This window comes from Hydrogenophaga sp., assembly GCF_019264445.1.
Classification (GTDB): Bacteria; Pseudomonadota; Gammaproteobacteria; order Burkholderiales; family Burkholderiaceae_C; genus Hydrogenophaga.
Window position 1 is genome coordinate 17721 of record NZ_JAHVAB010000021.1, and the last position, 21566, is coordinate 39286.

20 protein-coding genes are annotated in these 21566 nt (G+C 68.7%); 5 read left to right on the forward strand and 15 right to left on the reverse strand.

Annotated features, from left to right (window positions below):
• Positions 1-47 precede the first annotated feature (47 nt).
• Entirely contained in the window at positions 48-1016 is a 969-nt protein-coding gene (locus KXJ60_RS02580; RefSeq protein ID WP_291123846.1) for a tripartite tricarboxylate transporter substrate binding protein, read from the reverse strand.
• A gap of 108 nt (positions 1017-1124) precedes the next feature.
• Here KXJ60_RS02580 and KXJ60_RS02585 point away from each other — a divergent pair, with 108 nt between their 5' ends.
• Complete coding sequence (locus tag KXJ60_RS02585) at positions 1125-2051, forward strand: LysR family transcriptional regulator (protein ID WP_291123847.1); 927 nt, start codon at positions 1125-1127, stop codon at positions 2049-2051.
• Positions 2048-3040, forward strand: a complete 993-nt coding sequence (locus KXJ60_RS02590) for an NAD(P)H-binding protein (protein ID WP_291123848.1) — start codon at positions 2048-2050, stop codon at positions 3038-3040. The genes KXJ60_RS02585 and KXJ60_RS02590 overlap by 4 nt, the downstream gene beginning before the upstream one ends.
• Before the next feature lie 27 nt (positions 3041-3067).
• Here the strand turns inward: KXJ60_RS02590 and KXJ60_RS02595 are convergent, their stop codons facing one another.
• Genes KXJ60_RS02595 through KXJ60_RS02620 form a run of 6 tightly spaced genes read right to left on the reverse strand, consistent with a single transcriptional unit; the run spans position 3068 to position 8535 of the window.
• Positions 3068-4024, reverse strand: a complete 957-nt coding sequence (locus KXJ60_RS02595) for a sugar kinase (RefSeq protein ID WP_291123849.1) — start codon at positions 4022-4024, stop codon at positions 3068-3070.
• A complete protein-coding gene (locus KXJ60_RS02600) occupies positions 4011-4658 on the reverse strand; it encodes an RraA family protein (RefSeq protein WP_291123850.1) in 648 nt (215 codons plus the stop codon). Before KXJ60_RS02600 ends, KXJ60_RS02595 begins: the two co-directional genes overlap by 14 nt.
• Positions 4659-4691: 33 nt before the next feature.
• Positions 4692-5645 (reverse strand): C-terminal binding protein, encoded by a 954-nt coding sequence (locus KXJ60_RS02605; protein ID WP_291123851.1) that lies wholly within the window; start codon positions 5643-5645, stop codon positions 4692-4694.
• Between the two features lie 11 nt (positions 5646-5656).
• On the reverse strand, positions 5657-6658 hold the full coding sequence (locus KXJ60_RS02610; RefSeq protein ID WP_291123852.1) for a DctP family TRAP transporter solute-binding subunit: 1002 nt from the start codon (positions 6656-6658) through the stop codon (positions 5657-5659).
• A 39-nt stretch (positions 6659-6697) separates the two neighbouring features.
• Complete coding sequence (locus KXJ60_RS02615; RefSeq protein ID WP_291123853.1) at positions 6698-7987, reverse strand: TRAP transporter large permease; 1290 nt, start codon at positions 7985-7987, stop codon at positions 6698-6700.
• The gene (locus KXJ60_RS02620; protein WP_291123854.1) at positions 7984-8535 is read right to left on the reverse strand and encodes a TRAP transporter small permease; all 552 of its coding nucleotides are present in this window, start codon (positions 8533-8535) and stop codon (positions 7984-7986) included. The genes KXJ60_RS02615 and KXJ60_RS02620 overlap by 4 nt, the downstream gene beginning before the upstream one ends.
• 122 nt (positions 8536-8657) lie before the next feature.
• Here KXJ60_RS02620 and KXJ60_RS02625 point away from each other — a divergent pair, with 122 nt between their 5' ends.
• The gene (locus KXJ60_RS02625; RefSeq protein WP_291123855.1) at positions 8658-9308 is read left to right on the forward strand and encodes a GntR family transcriptional regulator; all 651 of its coding nucleotides are present in this window, start codon (positions 8658-8660) and stop codon (positions 9306-9308) included.
• A gap of 13 nt (positions 9309-9321) precedes the next feature.
• Here the strand turns inward: KXJ60_RS02625 and KXJ60_RS02630 are convergent, their stop codons facing one another.
• From KXJ60_RS02630 to KXJ60_RS02655, 6 genes are all read right to left on the reverse strand, one after another.
• Complete coding sequence (locus tag KXJ60_RS02630; RefSeq protein ID WP_291123856.1) at positions 9322-10356, reverse strand: aromatic ring-hydroxylating dioxygenase subunit alpha; 1035 nt, start codon at positions 10354-10356, stop codon at positions 9322-9324.
• A 67-nt stretch (positions 10357-10423) separates the two neighbouring features.
• Positions 10424-10903, reverse strand: a complete 480-nt coding sequence (locus tag KXJ60_RS02635; RefSeq protein ID WP_291123857.1) for a MarR family transcriptional regulator — start codon at positions 10901-10903, stop codon at positions 10424-10426.
• 77 nt (positions 10904-10980) lie between these two features.
• Entirely contained in the window at positions 10981-12387 is a 1407-nt protein-coding gene (locus KXJ60_RS02640; protein WP_291123858.1) for an efflux transporter outer membrane subunit, read from the reverse strand.
• A gap of 11 nt (positions 12388-12398) precedes the next feature.
• Positions 12399-15593: an efflux RND transporter permease subunit gene (locus tag KXJ60_RS02645; RefSeq protein ID WP_291123859.1), complete on the reverse strand. Its 3195-nt coding sequence runs from the start codon at positions 15591-15593 to the stop codon at positions 12399-12401.
• A gap of 23 nt (positions 15594-15616) precedes the next feature.
• Positions 15617-16795: an efflux RND transporter periplasmic adaptor subunit gene (locus tag KXJ60_RS02650; RefSeq protein WP_291123860.1), complete on the reverse strand. Its 1179-nt coding sequence runs from the start codon at positions 16793-16795 to the stop codon at positions 15617-15619.
• Between the two features lie 90 nt (positions 16796-16885).
• Complete coding sequence (locus KXJ60_RS02655) at positions 16886-17671, reverse strand: alpha/beta hydrolase (RefSeq protein ID WP_291123896.1); 786 nt, start codon at positions 17669-17671, stop codon at positions 16886-16888.
• A 159-nt stretch (positions 17672-17830) separates the two neighbouring features.
• On the opposite strand from KXJ60_RS02655, the gene KXJ60_RS02660 reads away from it, so the two are divergent.
• Positions 17831-18742: a LysR family transcriptional regulator gene (locus KXJ60_RS02660; protein ID WP_291123861.1), complete on the forward strand. Its 912-nt coding sequence runs from the start codon at positions 17831-17833 to the stop codon at positions 18740-18742.
• Positions 18743-18761: 19 nt separating this feature from the next.
• Here KXJ60_RS02660 and KXJ60_RS02665 read toward each other — a convergent pair whose 3' ends face one another.
• Together KXJ60_RS02665 and KXJ60_RS02670 are read right to left on the reverse strand one after the other, a co-directional pair.
• Complete coding sequence (locus KXJ60_RS02665) at positions 18762-19706, reverse strand: sugar kinase (RefSeq protein WP_291123862.1); 945 nt, start codon at positions 19704-19706, stop codon at positions 18762-18764.
• A complete protein-coding gene (locus KXJ60_RS02670) occupies positions 19703-20746 on the reverse strand; it encodes an SPFH domain-containing protein (RefSeq protein ID WP_291123863.1) in 1044 nt (347 codons plus the stop codon). The genes KXJ60_RS02665 and KXJ60_RS02670 overlap by 4 nt, the downstream gene beginning before the upstream one ends.
• A 76-nt stretch (positions 20747-20822) precedes the next feature.
• Between KXJ60_RS02670 and KXJ60_RS02675 the strand changes: the two genes are divergently transcribed.
• Positions 20823-21566, forward strand: coding sequence for an NUDIX domain-containing protein (locus tag KXJ60_RS02675; RefSeq protein ID WP_291123864.1), 744 nt, complete (start codon positions 20823-20825; stop codon positions 21564-21566).

The window sequence follows — 21566 nt, forward strand, 5'->3', positions numbered from 1 at the left end:
TGCGTTTCTTTGAAGTTGGGGAAGGAGAAATTCGACGGCTGGAAGGGCTATTCGTCCAGGCGGATGTTGCGGGCCTTGGCCAGCGCGGTCCAGCGCGCCACGTCGGCCTTGATGTACTGGCCGAACTGCTCGGGCGTCATGGGCCAGGGCTCCACCGCCTCGCCCGAGAGCTTCTCGGCCAGCTCGGGCGCCTTGAGCACCGCGATCTGCGTTTCATTCAGGCGGCGCACGATGTCGGGCGGCATGCCGGCCGGGCCCACCACGCCGTACCACTGCATGGCGTCAAACCCCTTGAAGCCGACCTCTTCCATGGTGGGCACGTCCTTGAGCTGCGGGCTGCGCTGCCGGCCCGTGACGGCGAGTGCGCGCATGCGGCCCGAGCGCAGGTGCGGCAGGGCCGCGGCCAGGCCGGGGAAGATCGCCTGTGTCTGCCCGCCCAGCAGGTCGTTGATGGCGGGCGCGATGCCACGGTACGGGATGTGCAGCAGGAACATGCCGGTTTCCTGCTTGAGCAGCTCCATCGTCAGGTGCGTGAGCGAGCCCTGCCCGGCCGAGCCGTAGCTCAGCTTGCCGGGCTGGCGCTTGACGTAGTCGATGAACTCCTTGATGTCCCTGGCCGGCACGTTCGCGTTGATCGCGAGCACGTTGGGCGTGGCGCCGATCATGCCGATGGGGGTGAAGTCGGTCACCGCGTCGTAGTTCACCCGGCGGGTGGCCGGCGTGGTGCCGTGGGTGGCCACGTAGCCCTGCAGCAGCGTGTAGCCATCGGCCGGCGCACGCGCCGTGAGCTGGCACGCCACCACACCGCCGCCGCCGCTCTGGTTGTCCACCACGAAGCCCTGCCCCAGGGCCTTGCCCCAGCGCTCGGTGACCACGCGCGCGATCATGTCGCTGCCCCCGCCGGCGGCCACCGGCACGATGTAGCGCATGGCTTTGGCGGGGTACGACTGGGCCAGGGCGAGCTGGGGCACGGCCAGCGTGGCCCCCGCAGCCTGCAAGAGGTGGCGGCGTTTCATGGTGCTTGTCTCCTTTGTTGTGGCTGCATGTTGACAGTCGGCCCATCGGCTGTAAATTGCATCTTTCTGAGGCCTTGATGCACTCACTGCAAGAATCACACAGCGCCCATGAGCACCCTGAAACCCACCCTCGCCGACCTGCGCGCCTTCGTCACCGTGGGCGAGCTGCAGAGCTTTGCCGCCGCTGCGCGGGCCCTGCACCTGTCACAGCCAGCGCTCTCGCGGCGCATCTCGCACCTGGAGCATTTGCTGGACGTGCGGCTGTTCGACCGCACCACGCGCAGTGTGGAGCTCACGCCGCTGGGGCAGCGCTTTCTGGCGCAGGTGCGCAACGTCATCACCGACCTCGACCGCTCGGTGGTGGACCTGCACGACGTGGCGCACCTGGAGGCGGGCGACGTCACCATTGGCTGCGTGTTCTCGGCGGTGCACCACTTTCTGCCGGCGGTGATCCGCACCTACCGCGAGCGGCATCCGCATGTGCTGGTGCGCATCATTGAAGAAGGCGCGGACGAAGTGCTGCAGAGCGTCAAGAGCGGCGAGGCCGACTTTGCACTCAACTACACCGGCATGCAGGACCCGGAGGTGTCCTTCACGCCGCTGCTCAGGGAGCCGTTCGTGCTCGCCTGCCCGGTGGGGCATCCGCTGGCCCGGCGCCGCTCGGTGCGCTGGGCCGAGATCGGCGACCACCCCTACGCGCTCGTGTCGCACGCCAGCCGCAACCGCGTGCTGATCGACCAGGCCCTGGCGGAGCTGGCGCCCCTGCCCCGCCCGGTCTGCGAGTTCCGCCACATCTCCACGCTGATCGGGTTCGTGGAGAACGGCCTGGGCGTGGCGATCGTGCCGCAGCTCACCTTGCCACGGCCACCCGCGTCGGTGGTGGGTGTTCGGCTGGAGCACCCTGCGATCCACCGCACCATCGGGCTGACGCAGCGCACGGGGCGCACCCTGTCACCAGCGGCGGCGGCCTTCGCCCAGCTGATCACGCAGGCCAGCCAGGCCACGGCCCGGCCGGCGCGCAGGGGGCGGGCATGACGCCGCGCCGTGTGTTCGTCATCGGCGCCACCGGCACCATCGGCCAGGCCACGGTGCGCGCGCTGCTGCGCCAGGGCCACGAGGTGGTGTGCTTCGTGCGCCCGCGCGCCGGCGTGGGCGGGCGGCTGTCGTCCGCAGACACCGAGCGGTTGTTGCAAGGCGCCACCGTGCGCGTGGGCGATGTGGGGGACCCCGCTTCGCTGGCCAACGACGGTTTCCGTGGCGAGCGCTTCGACGTGCTCCTCTCCTGCCTGGCCTCGCGCACTGGCACACCGAAAGACGCCTGGGCCATCGACCACCGCGCGCACCTGCTGGCGCTGGAAGCCGCCCAGGCGGCGGGCGTGACGCACGTCGTTCTGCTGTCGGCCATCTGCGTGCAGAAACCCCTGCTGGCCTTCCAGCAGGCCAAGCTGGCGTTCGAGAAGGCGCTGATGGCATCCGGCATGAACTATTCGATCGTGCGCGCCACGGCGTTCTTCAAGTCCTTGTCGGGCCAGATCGAACGCGTGCGCGCCGGCAAGCCCTTTCTGGTGTTTGGCGACGGCACGCTCACGGCCTGCAAGCCGATCAGCGACGACGACCTGGGCGACTACCTCGCGGCCTGCGTGGACGACCCCGAACGCCGCAACCGGGTGTTGCCGATCGGCGGGCCGGGCGAAGCGGTCACGCCGCGCGCGCAAGGCGAGCGGCTCTTTGCGCTGCTGGGTCAGCCCCCGCGTTTCAAGCAGGTGCCGGTGGCGCTGCTCGACACCGTCATTGCCGTGCTCGCGCTGCTCGGCCGGGTGGTCCCGCCGCTGGCCGACAAGGCCGAGCTGGCGCGCATCGGCCGCTACTACGCCACCGAATCGATGCTGGTGTGGGACGCCGAGGCTGGCCGCTACGACGCGCAAGCCACGCCCTCGACCGGCCAGGACACGCTCTTCGACTACTACGGCCGCGTGGTGCGCGGGGAGGCCCCGGCCGAGCGCGGGGACCACGCGGTGTTCTGAGCGGGCACCGCCACGAACCGCAACCGCTCAGCCCGCGCCCAGCAAGGCACGCACCCGCTGCGCACGCGGGATGGGCGCCACGGCACCGTAGCCTTCGGTGGACAGCGCGGCCACGGTGGCCGCGTAGCGGCCGGCGGTGGCCAGGTCGTCGCCGGCGACCAGGCGCGCCACGAAAGCGCCGCCAAACGCGTCGCCCGCGCCTGTGGCGTCCACAGGCTGGCAGGCGGCAGGCGCAATGCGGTGCCGCTCCTGAGCGGTCGCCACGATGGCGCCCTGCTCACCCAGCTTGAGCGCCACGGTGTGCGCACCCAGGCGCAGGCAATGGTCCACCAGCGCATCGGGATCGGTCAGGCCGGAGATGGCCACGATGTCGTCGTAGCTGGGCAGGCAGATGTCGGCCTGGGCGATCACGTCGTTCATGACCGCGCGGGCGCGCTGCACGGGCCACAGCTTGAGGCGCAGGTTGGTGTCGAACGACACCTTGACCCCGGCGGCGCGCGCGCATTCGATGGCCGCCAAGCCGGTGTCGCAGGCGCTGGGCGAGATGGCCAGCGAAATGCCCGAGAGGTGCAACACCTTCGCCGCCTCGATGCGCGCCCGCGGCAAGCGGGCCGGGGTCAGCCGGCTGGCGGCGGAGCCGCTGCGAAAGAAGCTGAACTGGTGGCCCTGGGCGCCGTGCGTCACGAAGTAGATGGCGGTGAAGGCCTGCGCGTCGGTCTCGACGCTGGCGTGGTCCACCCCTTCTTCGTCCCACAGTTGCCGCAACAGCGCGCCGTACGGGTCGTCGCCCAGCGCGCTGAGGTAGGCCACCCGCGCGCCCTGGCGCGCGGCTGCAATGGCGAAGTTGGAGGTGTCGCCACCAAAGCCCTGCAGGTACAGACGCCCGCCGCCCTCGCCCGTCTGGTTGAACTCGACCATGGCCTCCCCGAGGCTCACGATCTCGGCGGGCGCGGCGGCGGTGCCGGCGGACTCAGATGCGGCCATATTTGGCCAACCCCTTGCGCAGCGAACGCTCCGCGATGATCAGCTTGGCCTGTTCGAGTTCGCGCTCGTCGATCTCTTGCGCCATGGCCAGCACTTCGGCAGCGCGTGACCGGGGCACCACCACCACGCCGTCCACATCGCCCACGATCAGGTCGCCCGGGTGCACCATCACGCCGGCCACCTTCACGGGCACCTGCGAGGCCACGGTCTTGAAGCGGCCCAGCGTCGTGCCGGGGCTGACGTCGCGCGCATACACGGGGAAGCCGTAGTCGCGGCGAATCTCGGTGAGGTCGCGCACACCGCCATCGAGCACGGCGCCCACGTGGCCATTGGCCACGGCACCGGCGGTCATGAGGCCGCCCCACACCGCCACGTCGGGCTCACCGCCGGCAATGGAGATCACGATCACGCTGCCCGGTTCGGCTTCGTCGATCAGGTCGAGCGCGTGCTGCGGCGGCACGAATTCGTCGGTGGCGGCTTCGAGCACGGTGGCCGCGGGGCCGCAGATGCGGCGGTCGTTGATGCGCGGCTTGATGGGCGTGTCCATGTAGCCACGGTGGCCACACACCTTGTCCACGGCATCGGCCACAGAGGCGATGGCCACGCGGCCGAAGGCTTCGATCAGGTCTTTCATGAGATGACTTTCAGGGATTGCAAAAAACAGGCGTCACCAGCGGTTGAGCCAGTGCACGGGGGGTTCGCCGCGCAACACACGCGCGGCTTCTTCGGCGGTCTTGCGCTGCAGTTCGCGCATGGACTCTTCGCTGTACCAACCCATGTGGTTGGTCACGACCACGTTGTCCAGCTCGAAGAGGGGATGGGCGCCGGGGGGCTCCTGTTCGAACACGTCCAGACCGGCCCCCAGGATGCGCCGGTCTTTCAAGGCGTCGTACAGCGCCTGCGTGTCGATGAGGCCGCCGCGCGCGGTGTTCACCACGATGGCGGTGGGACGCATCAGGGCCAGGCGCCGCGCGTCAATGATGTGGCGCGTGTGCTCGTTGAATGGCGCGTGCAGCGAGATCATGTCGGCCTCGGCGCACAGGGTGTCCATGTCGACGCGCTCCACGCCGGCCGGCATGTCGCTCTTGGGGTCGTGCACGAGCACACGGGCAAAGCCGAACCCGGCGAACTTCTCCAGCGTCATGCGCGCAATGCGGCCAAAGCCCACCAGCCCGAGCGTGCGACCGCGCAAGCGGTACATCGGCTGCAGCACGCCAGTGGACCAGCGGCCCGCGCGCACCTCCGCGTCGTGCAGGTTGATGCGGCGCGAGACGGCCAGCGCCAGCGCCACGGCCTGCGAGCTGACCTCATCGGTGCCGTAGTCCGGCACGTTGGCCACCTGGATGCCGCGCTCGCGCGCGGCACCCTGGTCGATGTTGTCCACCCCGATGCCGTAGCGGATGATGGCCTTGCAGCGCGTCATGGCGTCGATGACGCGGCGCGACACCGGCGACTCGCGCACGAGCACCACGTCGGCATCGGCCACCGACGCGGCGGCCGCGTCTTCGCTGCGGCGGCAGGGCCGCACCTCGAACCGGGCGCCCTCCGCAGCCAGCAGGGCCTCTTCCTGGTCGTACGCGGCATAGCCGTCGTCCAGCGCCACCACGAGGCGTTGCGTCATGTGCGGCTCGCTCACTTGCGGGTGGCGTCCACGGCCTTGAACAGCGCGTCCACGTAGCCCTTGCCGATATCGCCTTCTGCCCATTGGCGAACCGGCGGCTGGGCGAGCTTGCGGAACTCGGCGATCTGCGCGGGTGTGGGCTCGTACACCTGCATGCCGACGCCTTCCAGAATCTTCTTCGCGTTCTTGTCCTGGTCTGCGGTCATCTTGCGGTGGATGGCCTTGGCCTTCTGCACACCTTCATCCACGGCCTTGCGCTCCACATCGGTGAGGCGCGTGTAGAAGCGATCGTTGATCAGGTAGCCGTGCACGGACCACACGTGACCGTCAAGCGTGGCGTACTTCTGGTGCTGGTAGAGGCTCGCCGCCAGGATGTTGGTGACGCCGTTCTCCTGCCCGTCCACGACCTTCTGCTGCAACGCGGTGGGCAGCTCGCCCCAGGGAATGGCCGACGCCGAGGCGCCCAGCGATTCCACCAGCGCCTTGAACACGGGCGAGGGCTGGATGCGGATCTTCATGCCTTTCATGTCGGCCGGCGTCTGGATGGGCCGCAGGCTGTTGGTGAAGTGGCGCACGCCGTTGTCGGCCAGCGCGAGCATGCGCACGCCGGTTTTCTTGATCATGTCGTCCGAGAAGCCCTGCAGCCACGCCGAGTCGTACACGCGCCATGCGTGCTCGTGGTTGTCGTACAGGAACGGAATGCCCAGCACGCCAATGGGCTTGTGGACGGTGCCGATCGCGCCGTCGTGGGCCACGGCCATTTCCAGCGTGCCCAGGCGCAGGCCTTCCATGGTGGGCTGGTCCTTGCCGAACTGGCCCGCCGGGAAAATCTCGACCTTGATCGAGCCATTGGTGGCCTTCTCCACGTGCTCCTTGAACGCCAGTGCCGCCACATGCTTGGGCTGGTCGTCCTTGGCGGGCTGGAAGTGGGCGTACTTGAGCGTCTTTTGTGCGTGTGCGGCCGGGATCAGCAGGGCCAGGCCCATCACGACAGCAAGGGTCTTGAGTTTCATGGTGAAGGTCTCCTTGTGGTTGGCGAGAGAAAAGAGTGGCTACCGCGCGTAGCCAAACAGGGACGGTACGAAGGTGCTCAGCGAGGGCACCAGCACCACGGCCAGCAGCACCACCAGCAGCGAAGCCAGCAGCGGCAGGATGGCGCGCGTGAGCGCTTCGAGCTTGATGCGCGCCACCGAGCTCATGACGAACAGCACGCCACCCACGGGCGGAGTGGCCAGCCCGATGGTGAGGTTGAGCACGATCGCCATGGCGAAGTGCAGCGGGTGAATGCCGAACTGGTCAGACAGCGGCGCCAGCACCGGCACCAGGATGATCACGGCGGGCAAGGTGTCGATGAACAGCCCGCAGACCAGCACAAACACCATGACGATGAGCATGATGGCCACCGGGTCGGTGGTCAGGCCGCCGATGGCCGCACCAATGGTTTGCGGAATCTGCAGCAGCGTGAGCAGCCAGGCGAAGAGCGAGGCCATCGAAACGATGATGAGCGCCGCCGAGGTGACCAGGCCACTCTGCAGCAGCACCTTGCCAATCAAGCGGGCATTGAGCGTGCGCGTGATGAACAGGCCAATGAACAGCGCGTAGAACACCGCCACTGCCGAGGCTTCGGTGGGCGTGAACACGCCGGTGAGGATGCCCATGATGATGATCGCGGGCATCAGCAGCACTGGCATCGCGCGCCACAAGGCACGCAGGCGAACACCCCACGCGGGCGCCACGCCCACGGTGCCGTAGCCACGCTTGATCGACAGGTAGTGGTTCATCCCCATGAGCGCCGCACCCATGAGCAACCCCGGAACCACACCCGCCAGAAACAGGCCGGCCACCGTGACGCGGCTGTCGGTGAGGGCGTAGATCACCATCACGATGGACGGCGGAATGATGGGGCCGATGACCGCCGTGGCTGCCGACAGCGCCGCCGCATACGGCTTGTCGTAGCCGCTGCGCGCCATCATCCGCGTCTCCACCGCGCCGGGCCCGGCGGCATCGGCCAGCGCCGAGCCACTGATGCCCGCAAACATCACGGACGTCACCACGTTGACATGGCCCATGCCGCCGCGCACGTGGCCGACCATGGCCCCGGCAAACCGCAGCAGCGCGGTGGTGATGCCACTGGCCGTCATGAGGTCGGCGGCGAGGATGAAGAAGGGCACGGCCATCAGCGGGAAGCTGTTGATGCCGTCGAAGAAGCGCTGCGGCACCGACAGCAGCGAGAGGTTGCCGTCGACCACCAGCGCCAGCATGCCGGCGCCCCCCATGGCCAGCGCGATGGGCACACCCAGCGCCAGCGCGACCACGAAGACGATGCCCAGCACGGCGCTCATGCGTGCACCTCTTCACCGTCGTCGCCGATCTCTTCCACCTGCACAAACTCGCGCGCAATGAACTGGCGCCAGAAGATCAGCAAGTGCAGCAGCATGGCCGCAGCGCCCAGGGGAATGCCCAGGTACGGCAAGCCTGCAGGCAGGCCCATGGCTGGTGTTTCCTGGTTCCAGGTGAATGCGGCGATCTGCACGCCGAGCACCACAAGCGTGAGCAAAAAGAGCGCCATGGCCAGCGCGATCAGCCAGCGCACGGCGCGGCGCAGTGGCGCGGGCAGCAAGTCCTGCAGCATGTCGACGGCGACATGGCGCCCCTCGCGCAGGGCCAGCCCCGCGCCCAGATAGGCCACCCAGATCATCTGGATCTGCGTGAACTCTTCCACCCAGAAGATGGACTGGTTGAACACGTAGCGCATGACGACGTTGGCAAACACCAGCACCGCCATGGAGGCCATCAAAAGAACGATGAGGGCCTGATTGAGCCGCACGAAGCCGTGCTCCAGGCGGCCGGCAAACGAGGGCGGGCCGGCCGTTGAATCGCTGATCGCCATGGGGGGCTTGTCTCCAGAGTGTCTTTTCGAAGGTACGGCTGTTATCGTATCTGATATCTCAGATATTCAAGCTGGGGAAACCCCTTACACTGCCGACATTCCACGAACGCCATCACCACACCATGACTTCCCAACTCGAGCTTGAGCGCCCCCGCCTGCTCACCGACGTGGTCGCCGAGCGGCTGCGCGAGGCCATCGTCAAAGGCGACCTGAAGCTGGGCGAACAGGTCTCGGAGGCGCAGCTCGCGCAGCGCATGGGGGTGAGCAAAACGCCGGTGCGCGAAGCGCTGTTGCGGCTCAAGAGCGAGGGGCTGGTGCAGATTCACCCGCAACGCGGTACTTTCGTGTTCACGCTCTCGGCGCAGGAACTCACGCACTTGCTGAAGTTCCGCGCGATGGTGGAGACCGAGGCGCTGCGCGAGGCCATGTCGACGCACCCCGCCGTGCTGCTGCAGCGCATGGCGCAGTGTGTGAAGGAGATGAAGTCAGCCGAGCGCGCGCGGGACCTGCCGGCGCTCGCGCGCATCGACATGAACTTTCACTGGGCGTTCTTCGAGAGTTGCGACAACCACTACCTGAGCGCGAGCTACCAGCTGCTGCGCCACCAGCTCACCGCCCTGCGCCACCGCTCGCCGATCACCAACGCGGTGGTGAGCCACCAGGTGCTGGTGGATGCCGTGGAGGCACAGGATGCCGAGAAGGCCTGCGTCCTGCTGCGTGGGCATGTGCTGGAAAACGAGCCGCGCTACCTCACGGCCTGCGGCGGCGCCTGAGCGCCGCACCCCCTCAGGCCGGCACTTCCTGTGCCATGTGCTCGTCGATCACGCGGCGCGCCTGCACGCCGCCGGCGTCGATGTTGAGCTTGAGCAGCTTGCGCTGGGCGAAGGCTTCCAGGTTCTGCTGCTGGCGCTCGAGCACCTGCAGGTCTTCCGAGAAGATCTGGCCCTGCCCCGCGCGGATGCGGTCGGTGAGCTCGGTGTCCTGCGGGCGAAAGCGCCGCGCCATGCCCCAGAAGTACCACATGGAACCGTCCACCTCGGGCGTGATGAAGTCGGTGACCACGCTGTAGACCTTCTTGTCGTCGGGTGCGTCGTAGCCGCCGTGGCCGGCCAGCGCCACGCCCACTTCGATCAGCACATGGCTGGGCGGCGAGAAGCGGCAGATCTGCCAGCGGTCCACCTGGGGGTTGCCTTCCACGCCGATGGCGCGCAGCGCATCGAGCCAGAAGGGCGGCGCCTCGATGTTTTCCATGAAGCGGCTGGTGACCACCGTCTTGCCTTCGCGGCGGGTGGTGCACGGGGTCTCGTCGATCTCGGCCTGGCCGATGCTGGTGGCATGCACGTAGGTCTCGTGCGTGAGGTCCATCAGGTTGTCGATCATGAGGCGGTAGTCGGCCTTGATGTGGTACATGCCACCGCCGTAGGCCCAGGCCGGGTTGTCGTGCCATTCGAGCACCGGAATGGTGGAGGGGTCGGCCTGATCGGCCTCACCTGCCCACACCCAGATGAAGCCGTAGCGCTCTTCCACCGAAAAGCGCTGGATGCGGGGAAACGCCTGCACGCGCTGGCCCGGCATCGAGCGGGTGACCCCGTCGCCCCCCATCACCAGGCCGTGGTAGCCGCACACCAGCTCGCCCTTGCACACGCGCCCCAGCGACAGCGCGGCACCCCGGTGCGGGCAAAAGTCTTCCACCGCCTGCACGCGGCCGTTCGCATCGCGAAAGAACGCCATGCGCGAGCCCAGCAGGCGGCGACCCAGCGGGGACTCCCCCACCTCGTCCGACGTGGCTCCGACATACCAGGCATTGCGCATCCAGCTCATGTTCGTCTCCTTCATTCAGTACACTGAATCAAATGGTAGCCGAAGGCCGGAACAGGGTCAACGGGGTTCAGCCGGGCGGTTGGCCGAGCAGCTTGTGCATGAGGGCCATGAGCACCTCGCGCTCGGTGGGCTCCAGCGTCTGCAGGATGCGGTCGGCCAGCACCGCTTCCGACCGCAGCATGTCCTGCAGCACGCGCTGCCCCTCGGCGGTGAGCTCCAGCCGGCGCTGGCGGCGTGCGCCCAGCTCGCGCACGATCCAGCCGTCGCGCTCCAGGCGCACCGCGATCTCGGCGGTGGTGGAGGTGTCCAGCGCAATGGCCGCGGCCAGCGTCACCTGGTCGATGCCCGGGTGCTCCTGCAGCACGCGCAGCGCCGCGTACTGCAGCGGCGTGACGGCGCGCCCGAACACCGCGTTGAAGCACGACACCGAATGCTGGTGCGCGCGCCGGAACAAATGGCCCGGCTCGTGCAGGCCCAGCGTGGCTTCGGGGTTCGGGGCGGGCTCGGTGGCGGCGGCGCTGCGGCGCTGGCGGGGGGAGGCGGTCATGGTGGGCACGCGGTGCAATCAGGTCGGGGGCGGACCCCGGATTCTGGATCAATCGCCGCGCGCCCGGCACGAGGCATTCAGGACGCCGCCGTCTCCCAGCCGCCACCCAGCGCGCGGATGAGCTGCACCGTGGCCAGCTGCTGCGCGGCGGCCACGCGTTGCGCCTGCCGGCGGTTGAGCAACTCGTTGCGCCGGGCGTCCAGCAGCTCCAGCTGGCTCACCAGCCCGTTGCGGTAGCGCGTCTCCGAGATCGCGCTGGCGCGCTGCGCGGCGCTCACCGCACGGCCCTGGGCCTGCGACTGCTCCTGCAACAGCCGCAACGCCGCGAGCTGGTCCTCCACTTCGCGCAGGGCGTTGAGCACCTGGCCACGGTAGCTGGCGGCCGCCGCGTCGAACTGCGCCTGCGCGCCCTGCACGCCGGCCTCGCGCCGACCGCCGTCAAACAAGGGCACGGAGAGCAGCGCACCGATGCCCCAGGCGCGGGCCGACCACTTGAAGAGATCGCCCACGTCGGGCGAGGCGTAGCCGGCGGCCGCGGTGAGCGACACGCTGGGAAACCACGCCGCCTGCGCCACGCCCACGCGGGCCTGCGCGGCCAGCAGGTCGGCCTGCGCTGCGGCCACATCGGGCCGGCGCGTGAGCACCGTGGCGGGCACGCCCGCCGGGATCCGTGGCAACGGGCGCACCCCGTCCACTGGCGCCAGTGCAAAGCCGGCCACCGGCTCGCCCACCAGCACGGCCAGCGCGTGCTCCCGCTCGGCGCGGCTGCGGCTGAGCGCGAACACCTCGGCCTCGGTGGCGGCGAGTTCGGTCTGGATGCGGATCACGTCCAGCTCGGCCACATCGCCCGCCTCGAAGCGGCGCTGCGTGAGGCGCAGCGTGTCGGCGTAGGCGGCCACGGTGTCCTGCACCAGCAGGCGTTCGGTGTCGATGGCGCGCAGCGCCAGGTAGGTCTGCGCCACCTCGGCCTGCACCAGCAGGCGCGTGCTCTGCAGCAGGGCTTCGCGCGATTGCGCATCCAGCGAGGCCGCGTCGCGCACGCGCGCCAGCCGGCCCCACAGGTCCACTTCGTAAGAGAGGTTGAGGCCGGCCTCCAGCAGCGTGGCCGGCGTGGCGCCACTGGCCGTGTTGGCGCCGGCACCGCGAGAGGCCCCCGCGCCCACGCCCACTTGCGGCGTGCGGTCGGCCTGCGCGCTGCGCACCAGCGAGCGCGCCTGCGCCAGCCGCGCAGCCGCTTGCTGGATGTCGGTGTTGTTCTCGCCGGCCCGCTCCACCAGGTTGTCGAGCACCGGGTCGCCGAACGCTTTCCACCAGGTGCCGCGGCTCTGTGCCTCGGCCGGCTGGGCAATGGTCCAGTGCTCGTGCTGTTCCTTGAAATGGCGCGGCGTCTCGGCGGGCGCGGGCAGCGGGGGCAGCGCGGTGGCGCAGCCTGCGAGCAGCAGGGCGGCGGCCAGCGGCAGCAAGCGGTGAAGTTTCTTCAGCATGGGGATCACCTTCAGTGGGTCAGGGCAGGGGCGGCAAAGCCATCCAGATGGGAGGCCGTGCCGTGCTGGCGCAGCGCGCGGTTGCCGGCCAGGCGGCGCAGCAGCACGTAAAACACCGGCGTGAGGAACAGGCCGAAGGCGGTCACGCCGATCATGCCGGCGAACACCGCCACGCCCATGGCCGTGCGCATCTCGGCACCGGCGCCAGTGGCCAGCACCAGCGGCAGCACGCCCATGACGAAGGCCAGCGAGGTCATGAGGATCGGGCGCAGCCGCAGGCGGCTGGCTTCGATGGCGGCCTGCACGGGAGAGCGCCCGGCAAACTCCAGCTCGCGCGCGAACTCCACGATCAGGATCGCGTTCTTCGCCGACAGACCCACCAGCACGATGAGCCCGATCTGCGTGAACACGTTGTTGTCACCGCCATCGAGCCACACCCCCGTCATGGCCGCGAGCAGGCCCATCGGCACGATCAGGATGATGGACAGCGGCAGCGTGAGGCTTTCGTACTGCGCGGCCAGCACCAGGAACACCAGCAGGATCGCCAGCGGGAACACCCACAGCGCGGAGTTGCCGGCCAGGATCTCCTGGTAGGTCAGCTCGGTCCACTCGAAGCCGATGCCCTGCGGCAGCGTCTCGGCGGCAATGCGCTCGATGGCCGCCTGCGCCTGGCCCGACGAGAAGCCGGGCGCGGGGCCGCCGTTGATATCGGCCGAGAGGTAGCCGTTGTAGCGCATGGCGCGCTCGGGGCCGAAGCTGGAATTCACCTTCATCAGCGCCGAGAGCGGCACCATCTCGCCCGAGTTCGAGCGCACCTTGAGCAGGCCCACGTCTTCGGCGCGCGCGCGGTAGGGCGCGTCGGCCTGGGCGCGCACGCTGTAGGTGCGGCCGAACTGGTTGAAGTCGTTCACATACAGGCTGCCGAGGTAGATCTGCATGGTGTCGAAGATGTCGGTGACGGGCACACCGAGCTGGCGCGCCTTGGTGCGGTCGATGTCGGCGTAGAGCTGCGGCACATTCACCTGCCAGCTGGTGAACATGCCGGCGAGTTCAGGCGTCTGGTAGGCCTTGGCCATGAACGCCTTCACCGCTGCGTCCATCGCGTCATAGCCCAGCGAGGCCTTGTCTTCCAGCTGCAGCTTGAAGCCGCCGGTGGTGCCCAGGCCCGCCACCGGTGGCGGCGGGAACATCACGATGAAGGCGTCCTGGATCGCGCCGTAGGCCTGGTTGAGCTGGCCGGCCACGGCGCCGCCGCTCTGGTCGGCGCGCCGGCGCTCGGCAAAGGGCTTGAGCGTGGCAAACACGATGCCGGAGTTCGAGCTGTTGGTGAAGCCGTTGATGGACAGGCCGGGGAAGGCAATCGCGTCCTCCACGTTGGGGTTCTGCTTGGTGATCTCGCCCATGCGCTGGATCACGTCTTCGGTGCGGTCCAGCGTGGCGCCGTCGGGCAACTGCGCGAAGCCGATCAGGTACTGCTTGTCCTGCGCGGGCACGAAGCCGCTGGGCACGGCCTTGAACAGGCCAAACGTCACGCCCACCAGCGCGAGGTAGATCACCATCATCAAGGCCTTGCGCGAGATGACGCGCCGCACACCGCCGCTGTAGGCCTCGGAGCCCCGCTGGAAGAAACGGTTGAAGCCGCGGAACAGCGGGCCAAAGACACGGTCCATGCCGCGCGTGAGCGCGTCCTTCGGCGCATCGTGGCCGCGCAGCAGCAAGGCCGCGAGCGCAGGCGACAGCGTGAGCGAATTGATGGCAGAGATCACCGTGCTGATGGCGATCGTCACCGCGAACTGCTTGTAGAACTGGCCGGTGAGGCCGCTGATGAAGGCCAGCGGCACGAACACCGCCACCAGCACCAGGGCAATGGCAATGATCGGGCCCGACACTTCCTTCATCGCGCGGTAGGTGGCATCGCGCGGGCTCAGGCCGGCTTCGATGTTGCGCTCCACGTTCTCCACCACCACGATGGCGTCGTCCACCACGATGCCGATGGCCAGCACCAGGCCAAAGAGCGAGAGCGCGTTGATGGAAAAGCCCAGCAAGTGCAGCACCGCGAACGTGCCCACCACCGACACCGGCACCGCCAGCAGCGGAATGATGGACGCGCGCCAGGTCTGCAGGAACACGATCACCACCAGCACCACCAGCGCAATGGCCTCGAGCAGTGTCGTGATCACCGACTGGATGGACGCGCGCACGAACTGCGTCGGGTCGTAGGCAATGCGGAACTCCACACCCTCGGGCATGTTCTTCTGCAGCTCGGCCATGGTGGAGCGCACCTGGGCGGAGATCTCGAGTGCGTTGGAGCCGGGGGCCTGGAACACGCCCATGCCCACCGCCGGCTTGTTGTTGAGCAGCGAGCGCAGCGAGTAGTCGGCAGCGCCCATCTCCAGCCGCGCAATGTCGCGCAGGCGGGTCACGGCGCCGTCGCCACCGGTCTTCACGATGATGTCGCCGAATTCTTCTTCGCTCTGCAGGCGGCCCTGCGCGTTGATCGACAACTGCAGGTCCACGCCCGGCAGGCCGGGCGATGCACCGACCACGCCGGCAGCGGCCTGCACGTTCTGGCCGCGAATGGCCGCCACCACGTCGCTCGCGGAGAGCCCGCGCTGCGCCACCTTCTGCGGGTCGAGCCACACACGCATGGAGTAGTCACCGCCGCCAAAGATCTGCACCTGGCCCACGCCCTGGATGCGCGCGAGGCGGTCCTTGACGTTGAGCACCGCGTAGTTGCGCAGGTAGTTGATGTCGTAGCGGTCGTTGGGCGAGACCAGGTGCACCACCATCGTGATGTCGGGCGAGCTTTTCACCGTGGTCACGCCGAGGCGGCGCACCTCTTCGGGCAGGCGCGGCTCGGCTTGCGACACGCGGTTCTGCACCAGCTGCTGCGCCTTGTCGGGGTCGGTGCCGAGCTTGAAGGTGACGGTGAGCGTCATCACACCATCGGTGGTGGCCTGGCTGCCCATGTAGAGCATGCCTTCCACACCGTTGATGGATTCCTCCAGCGGCGTGGCCACGGTTTCGGCGATCACCTTGGGGTTGGCGCCCGGGTACTGGGCGCGCACCACCACGGAAGGCGGGGCCACTTCGGGGTATTCCGAGATGGGCAGGCCGCGCAGGGCGACCAGGCCAGCGATCAGGATCAGCAGCGAGAGCACGCCCGCGAAGATCGGCCGGTCAATGAAGAATTTCGAGAGGTTCATGGGGTTCTTTTCACGGCGCCGGCTCAGGACTTGGCCATGGGCACGGGCTGGGGTTGCACCACGTCACCGGGGCGCACGCGTTGCAGGCCATTGACGACGATGCGCTCGCCGGGCTTGAGGCCACTGAGCACCGTGCGCAGGCCCTCCACGGAGGCACCCAGCGTGACGGCGCGGTATTCCGTCTTGTCGCCCTCACCCACCACCAGCACGTATTTCTTGTCCTGGTCGGTGCCCACGGCGCGCTCGCTCACCAGCAGGGTGCGCGCGGTCTGCGGCTGGCCCATGCGGATGCGCGCAAACTGCCCGGGCATGAGGCGCCCGTCCTTGTTGTCAAACACGGCGCGCACGCGCACCGTGCCGCTGCGCGGGTCGACCTGGTTGTCAATGAGTTGCAGCTGGCCGGTGTAAGGCGTGTCGCTGGTGGCCGAGGTGCCCATCTGCACGGGAATGCGCTCGACCGCCGGGCGCGCGGCGCCGGTCAGGCCTTGCAGCGCGGCGGCCACGGTTTTTTCATCGGCATCGAAGCTGGCGTAGATCGGGCTGACCGACACCAGCGTGGTGAGCACGGGCGCACCCGGGCCCGCGGCAATGAGGTTGCCCGCGGTCACTTCCAGCTTGCCGATGCGCCCGGCCACCGGGGCGCGCACCTGCGTGTACCCCAGGCTCAGCCGCGCGGTCTGCAGCTGGGCCTGTGCGGCCTTGAGGTTGGCCTCGGCCTCGCGCCAGACGTTTTCCCGGTCGTCCAGCTCGCGCTGGGCAATGGCCTTGTCCTCCCACAGGCGGCGCGCGCGGGCGAGCTCGTTGCTGGCGTGCGTCACGCGGGCCTGGGCGGCCACGGTCTGCGCGTCGGCGCGGGCCACTTCGGCCTCATACGGCGCGGGGTCGATGGACACCAGCAGGTCGCCCTTGGCCACCAGCGCGCCTTCGCGGAAATGCGTGGCGTGCACCACGCCCGCCACACGCGAACGGATGTCCACCCGCTCCACCGCTTCCAGCCGGCCTGAAAACTCTTCCCAGGCGGCGGTGTCGCTCTCGGTGACCGTGGCCACGGACACCGGCACGGCGGGCGGTGCGCTCGGGGGTGCGCTGGCTTGCGCCGGGGTGGATTCGTGCACGAGCACGATCACGGCCAGGGTGATCACCGCCACGGCGGCAGCGGTGGGCCACCAGAGGCGGCGCTTGAAACTGGAGGGGCTGGACATGGTTTTTTCCTTTGTGAGGACGAACGAAGCCGCCCCCGGTGGATCACCGGGGTGGGCAAAGGGGGTGGACAGGAGAAAGGGGCGCGCCCGTCAGGACGGCGGGGGCGTCGCGGCCTGGAAGAAGGCGCGGACGAGTTCGCGCACCTGCGGGGCGCACGGACATTCGGGCGGCGGGTGTTCACCCAGCGAGTCGGGCCAGCCCGTCACCGGCGCGAGCACATGGCCTTGCACCGCAATGCCGGCTTCCTGCAGGCGCTGCGTGTAGGCCATGGCTTCGTCGCGCATCGGGTCGTCGGCGCCGGTGAGGATCAGCGTGGGCGGCAGGCCGGCCAGGCGCTGCGCGTGGCAAGGCACGGCATACGGATGCTCGGCATCCATGGGGCCGCGCAGGTACTGCTGCCAGCCGTCCATCCATTTGCACGCGGTGGCCTCGCCCATGGTTTCGCGCAGCGAGGCGGTGGCGTTGCAGGGGTCCAGCATGGGCGCCACCAGAATCTGGCCGGCCAGTGGCGGGTGGGCGCGGTCGCGCACCATCAGGGCCACGGCGGCGGCGATGTTGCCACCCGCCTCTTCGCCCGCCACAAACAGCGGAGCCCCGGCACCGGCCAGGCGGCTGCGTTGCTTGTAGAGCCAGGCCAGCGCGGCGTAGCCCGCTTCCACGGCATCGGGAAAGCGGTGCGCCGGCGCCAGCGGATACGCCAGCGACGCCACCACCGCGCCCGAGCCGGCCAGCAGCTGCGCGAGACTTTCACCGCTGTCCAGGTCGCCCGAGGTAAAGGCGCCGCCATGAAAATGCAGCACCAGGGGCAGCGAGGCGCCACGCGGCTTGCGCCCCCACACGCGCAGCGCCAGCGGTGGGTCACCGGGCACGGTCATGTCCTGTGCCGGGGCGAGCGCGTCGAAGGTAGAGGTGGTTGTGACCATGGCCTGAACTATAGGCACACGTGCACTGCGGATAAAGCCACTTGCCGCCCAATGTCTGTTTCCATTGCATGAACAATCCGCGCACACAACGACAGTTCACGGAGCGAGGGCATGGACCAGATTCAATCAATACGCGTGTTTGCGCGGGTGGTGGAGGCCGGCACCTTCACCAAGGCGGCGGAGTCGCTGGACCTGCCCAAGGGCACGGTGACCAAGCTGGTGCAGCATCTGGAGTCGCGCCTGAAGGTCAAGCTGCTCAACCGCACCACGCGCCGCGTGACCGTCACGCCCGAGGGCGCGGCTTACTACGAGCGCACGGTGCGCGTGCTCAACGACCTCGACGACATCGAGGCCAGCATGACCAACGCCCAGGCCAACCCCAGCGGGCGCCTGCGCGTGGATGTGGGCACCTCGGTAGCGCGCGACATCCTCATACCGGCGCTGTCCGACTTCTACCGCCGCTTCCCCGACATCCAGCTTGACCTGGGCGTGACCGACCGCACGGTGGACCTGCTGGCCGACAACGTGGACTGCGTGATCCGCGGCGGCGAGCTGCTGGACCAGTCGCTCGTGGCGCGGCGCGTGGCCAACGTGCCGATGATCACGGTGGCCTCCCCCGCCTACCTGCGCGCCCACGGCACGCCCACGCACCCCGAGCAGCTGGAGGACAGCCACACCATGGTGAACTACTTCTCTGCGCGCAACGGTCGGCCTTTCGCCAGCGAGTTCACGCGCGACGGCGTGCTGCTGGAGATCACCGGCCACCACCGCCTGGCGGTGAACGAGAGCAATGCCATGGCTGCCGCCGCGCTGTGTGGCCTGGGCGTGGCACAAATGCCGGCTTTCACCGCCATGCCGCTGGTGGAGCGCGGTGAGCTCGTTCGGGTGCTGGCCGACTGGACCTGCCACACCATCCCGCTGTATGTGGTCTACCCGCCCAACCGGCACCTGAGCGCGAAGGTGCGCGCGTTTGTCGAGTGGGTGGCCGAGCTGTTCGCCCGGCATCCGCAGATGGCGCACTGACCGGGGCGCGTGCGCGACCTCACACCACCAGCCGCCCCCGCGTGGCCGATGGTGCGATCGTGGCTTCCATGCCGGCCGTGAACTGCAGGCAGTCGGCCTCCATGCCGTCGGAGAAGATGATGCCGCCCTCCGGCATGCGCGAGCGCACGCGCAGCGGGGCATCGGCCTGCACCTGCCCGTACACCAGCGTGGCCTGTGAGGTGCGCGTGGGAAAAGGCTCGCGCACGGCAAACACCAGCGCGGGCGCCTCCCACGGCAAGGGCTGGTAGCGGTCGTCGGGCGAGGCGGTGCCCAGCGTGCGGGCGATGGCGAGTGAGCCAGTCACGATGCTCTTGAGCCAGGCCGTGGAGCCCAGGCCGGTGGAGACGATCAGGCCCGACGACGACTGGAACTCGCTGGTGGACCCGTGCGACAAATCGTAGAGCGCCGAGGTGTGGCTGCGCGGCCCGATGAAGAGGTCGTTCACCGCGCGCAGCACCTGGCCATCGCTCAGGCGGGCTTCGGCCATGGTCACCGAGCGGGCGTCGCGCTGGTCGGCGGCCACACCGGGCAATAACGCCGCCAGGTCGGCCGGCTGAAACGGCAGCAGCACACCGTCCCAGCGTGAAGGCTCGGGGTTGAGCCCCACCAGGGGCTGGCCTTCGAGGTACTTCATGGTGTTGGCGACCAGGCCGTCCTGGCCCAGCGCCACCACGATGTCGGACGGGGCAAACACGAAGTTGGCCAGCAACGAGCGGTCCACGATCTGGTAGCGGCCCCAGGCTTGCAGGGCCTGCACCGTCACCCGCAGGCTGGCGGCGTAGGCCTCGCTTTCCTGCAGGTAGTCGGAGAAGTCGGCGCCCAGGTGCTCCACATAAAACTTCGCCTGGCCCAGCGTGTTGTAGCGGGCAATGAGCTGGTCCAGCCGGGTGCGCCGGGTCACCAGCACCACGCGCCGTTCGCCCTGGGTGGCTGCGGCGCTCACACCGGCCTCCGTGTGCCTGCGGTGGCGCCACTGGCGCCCAGCAGCGAGTTGAGCAGCTCGGGCGACATGTTGAGCTGGCCAATGCGCTCGGCCCGCTCGGCAATGCCCCCAAAGGCCTGCGCGATGAGCTGGCCGGGCTGCATGCCCACGGCGGCCAGCGCCTGCACCACGCGGGGGTCGGCCTTTTCCAGTGCGTCCATCACCGCGCGCACCTTGTGGGCCTGCGCCTCGGCCTCCTGCCTCACGTTCTCGGCCTCGCTCGTCACAAACGCCTTGCGCTGGTTCTCCAGCACGATGTCGGCGCTCATTTGTTCCGCGCGCAGTTCGTTCTGGCGCCGCATGGCCGCGGCCTGCGCTTCCATCTGGGTTTCCTGGATCTCGCGCTTCTTCACTTCCACGGCGATCTCGGTGTCCAGCTCGTTCTGGCGAATGGCGCGCTCGTTCCGCACGCCGGCCATGCGGCGCTGCGAGATCGCGTCGTCCGCCGCCTTGAGGTTGGCCTCGCGGGCCTCGGCTTCGAGCGCGCGGGCAATGTCGGGCGTGGGCTTGATGGCCACCACCGACACACCCAGGATCTCCAGGCCCAGCGCCTGGATCTCGGCCTGGCTGCCCAGCTGCGCCTGCGCGGCGCGCGCCACCTCGGCCGTGGCCTTGATGGCATTGCGCAGCGGCAGCGCCTGGATCACCTGCTGCACGATGGCGCGCACCTGCATCACCACACGGCCCTGCAGCCGGTCGGGGTCTTCGCTGGCGTAGGTGGTGCCATCGGGCATGAGGGAGAAATCCATCATCTTGTAGATGCGGCCGGGGTCGCCCACCCGGTAGGTCACCTCGCCCTGCACCGTCACGCCCTGGAAGTCGCTGGTGACCAGCTCCAGCATGAAGCCAGCGTCGCGGCTGGCGATGGGCACAGCCACCAGCGAGGTGGTGGGCGCGTAGTAGAAGAAAGACAGGCCTGCACCCTGGCGCACCAGCTGGCCGCCGCGGAACTGCATGAGGTGGGTGGTGGGCTGCGACTTGATGAACTGAATGCCAAACATGGTGAGCTCCTTTTTAAGTTGCACAGTACAACTCCTGTTAGGTTGTATAGTACAACTCAAACAGGAGATGTCAAGCATGGCCACCCGAAAAACCCCCGCCCGCGCCGCGCCGCCCAGCTTTGCCCGACCCCTGACCACGGTCGACGTGGCGGTCTTCACGGTGATGGAAGAACAGCTGCGGGTGCTGCTCGTGCGCCGCCCTGACTCGACCGGCGAGCCATTCCCTGGCCGCCTGGCCTTGCCGGGCGGATTCGTGGATGTGGACATCGACGCTAGCCTGCATGACTGCGCGCTGCGCAAGCTGGCAGAAAAAACCGCGTTTCATGCGCCCTATCTGGAGCAGCTGGGCAGCTGGGGCAGCGCCACGCGCGACCCCCGCGGCTGGTGCGCCACGCATGCCTACTTCGCGCTGGTGGCCGCGCCGGCCGACGAAGGGGCAGCGGACAACACGGCGTCGGAATGGGTCGAGGTGGAGGCGGCGCTGCGCAAGCGCCTGGCCTTTGACCACGCCGACATCCTGGCCTGTGCGGTCGAGCGCCTGCGCGGCAAGGTGGAATACACCTCACTGCCGGCGTTCCTGCTGCAGGAGCCGTTCACGCTGCCGCAGCTGCAGCGCACCTACGAGATCGTGCTCGGCCGCCCCATGGACAAAAGCGCGTTTCGCAAGCGCATGCTCGATGCGGCGTTCCTCGCGGAAGAGGGTCCGATCAGCGGCGATGCGGGGCGCGCCGCCATGGGCTACCGCGTGCGCGACCGCGAGCGCGCTGCCGTGTTTCCCCGCACCTTCCGCTCGGTTGAAAACCCCAACGCCAAGGCCTGA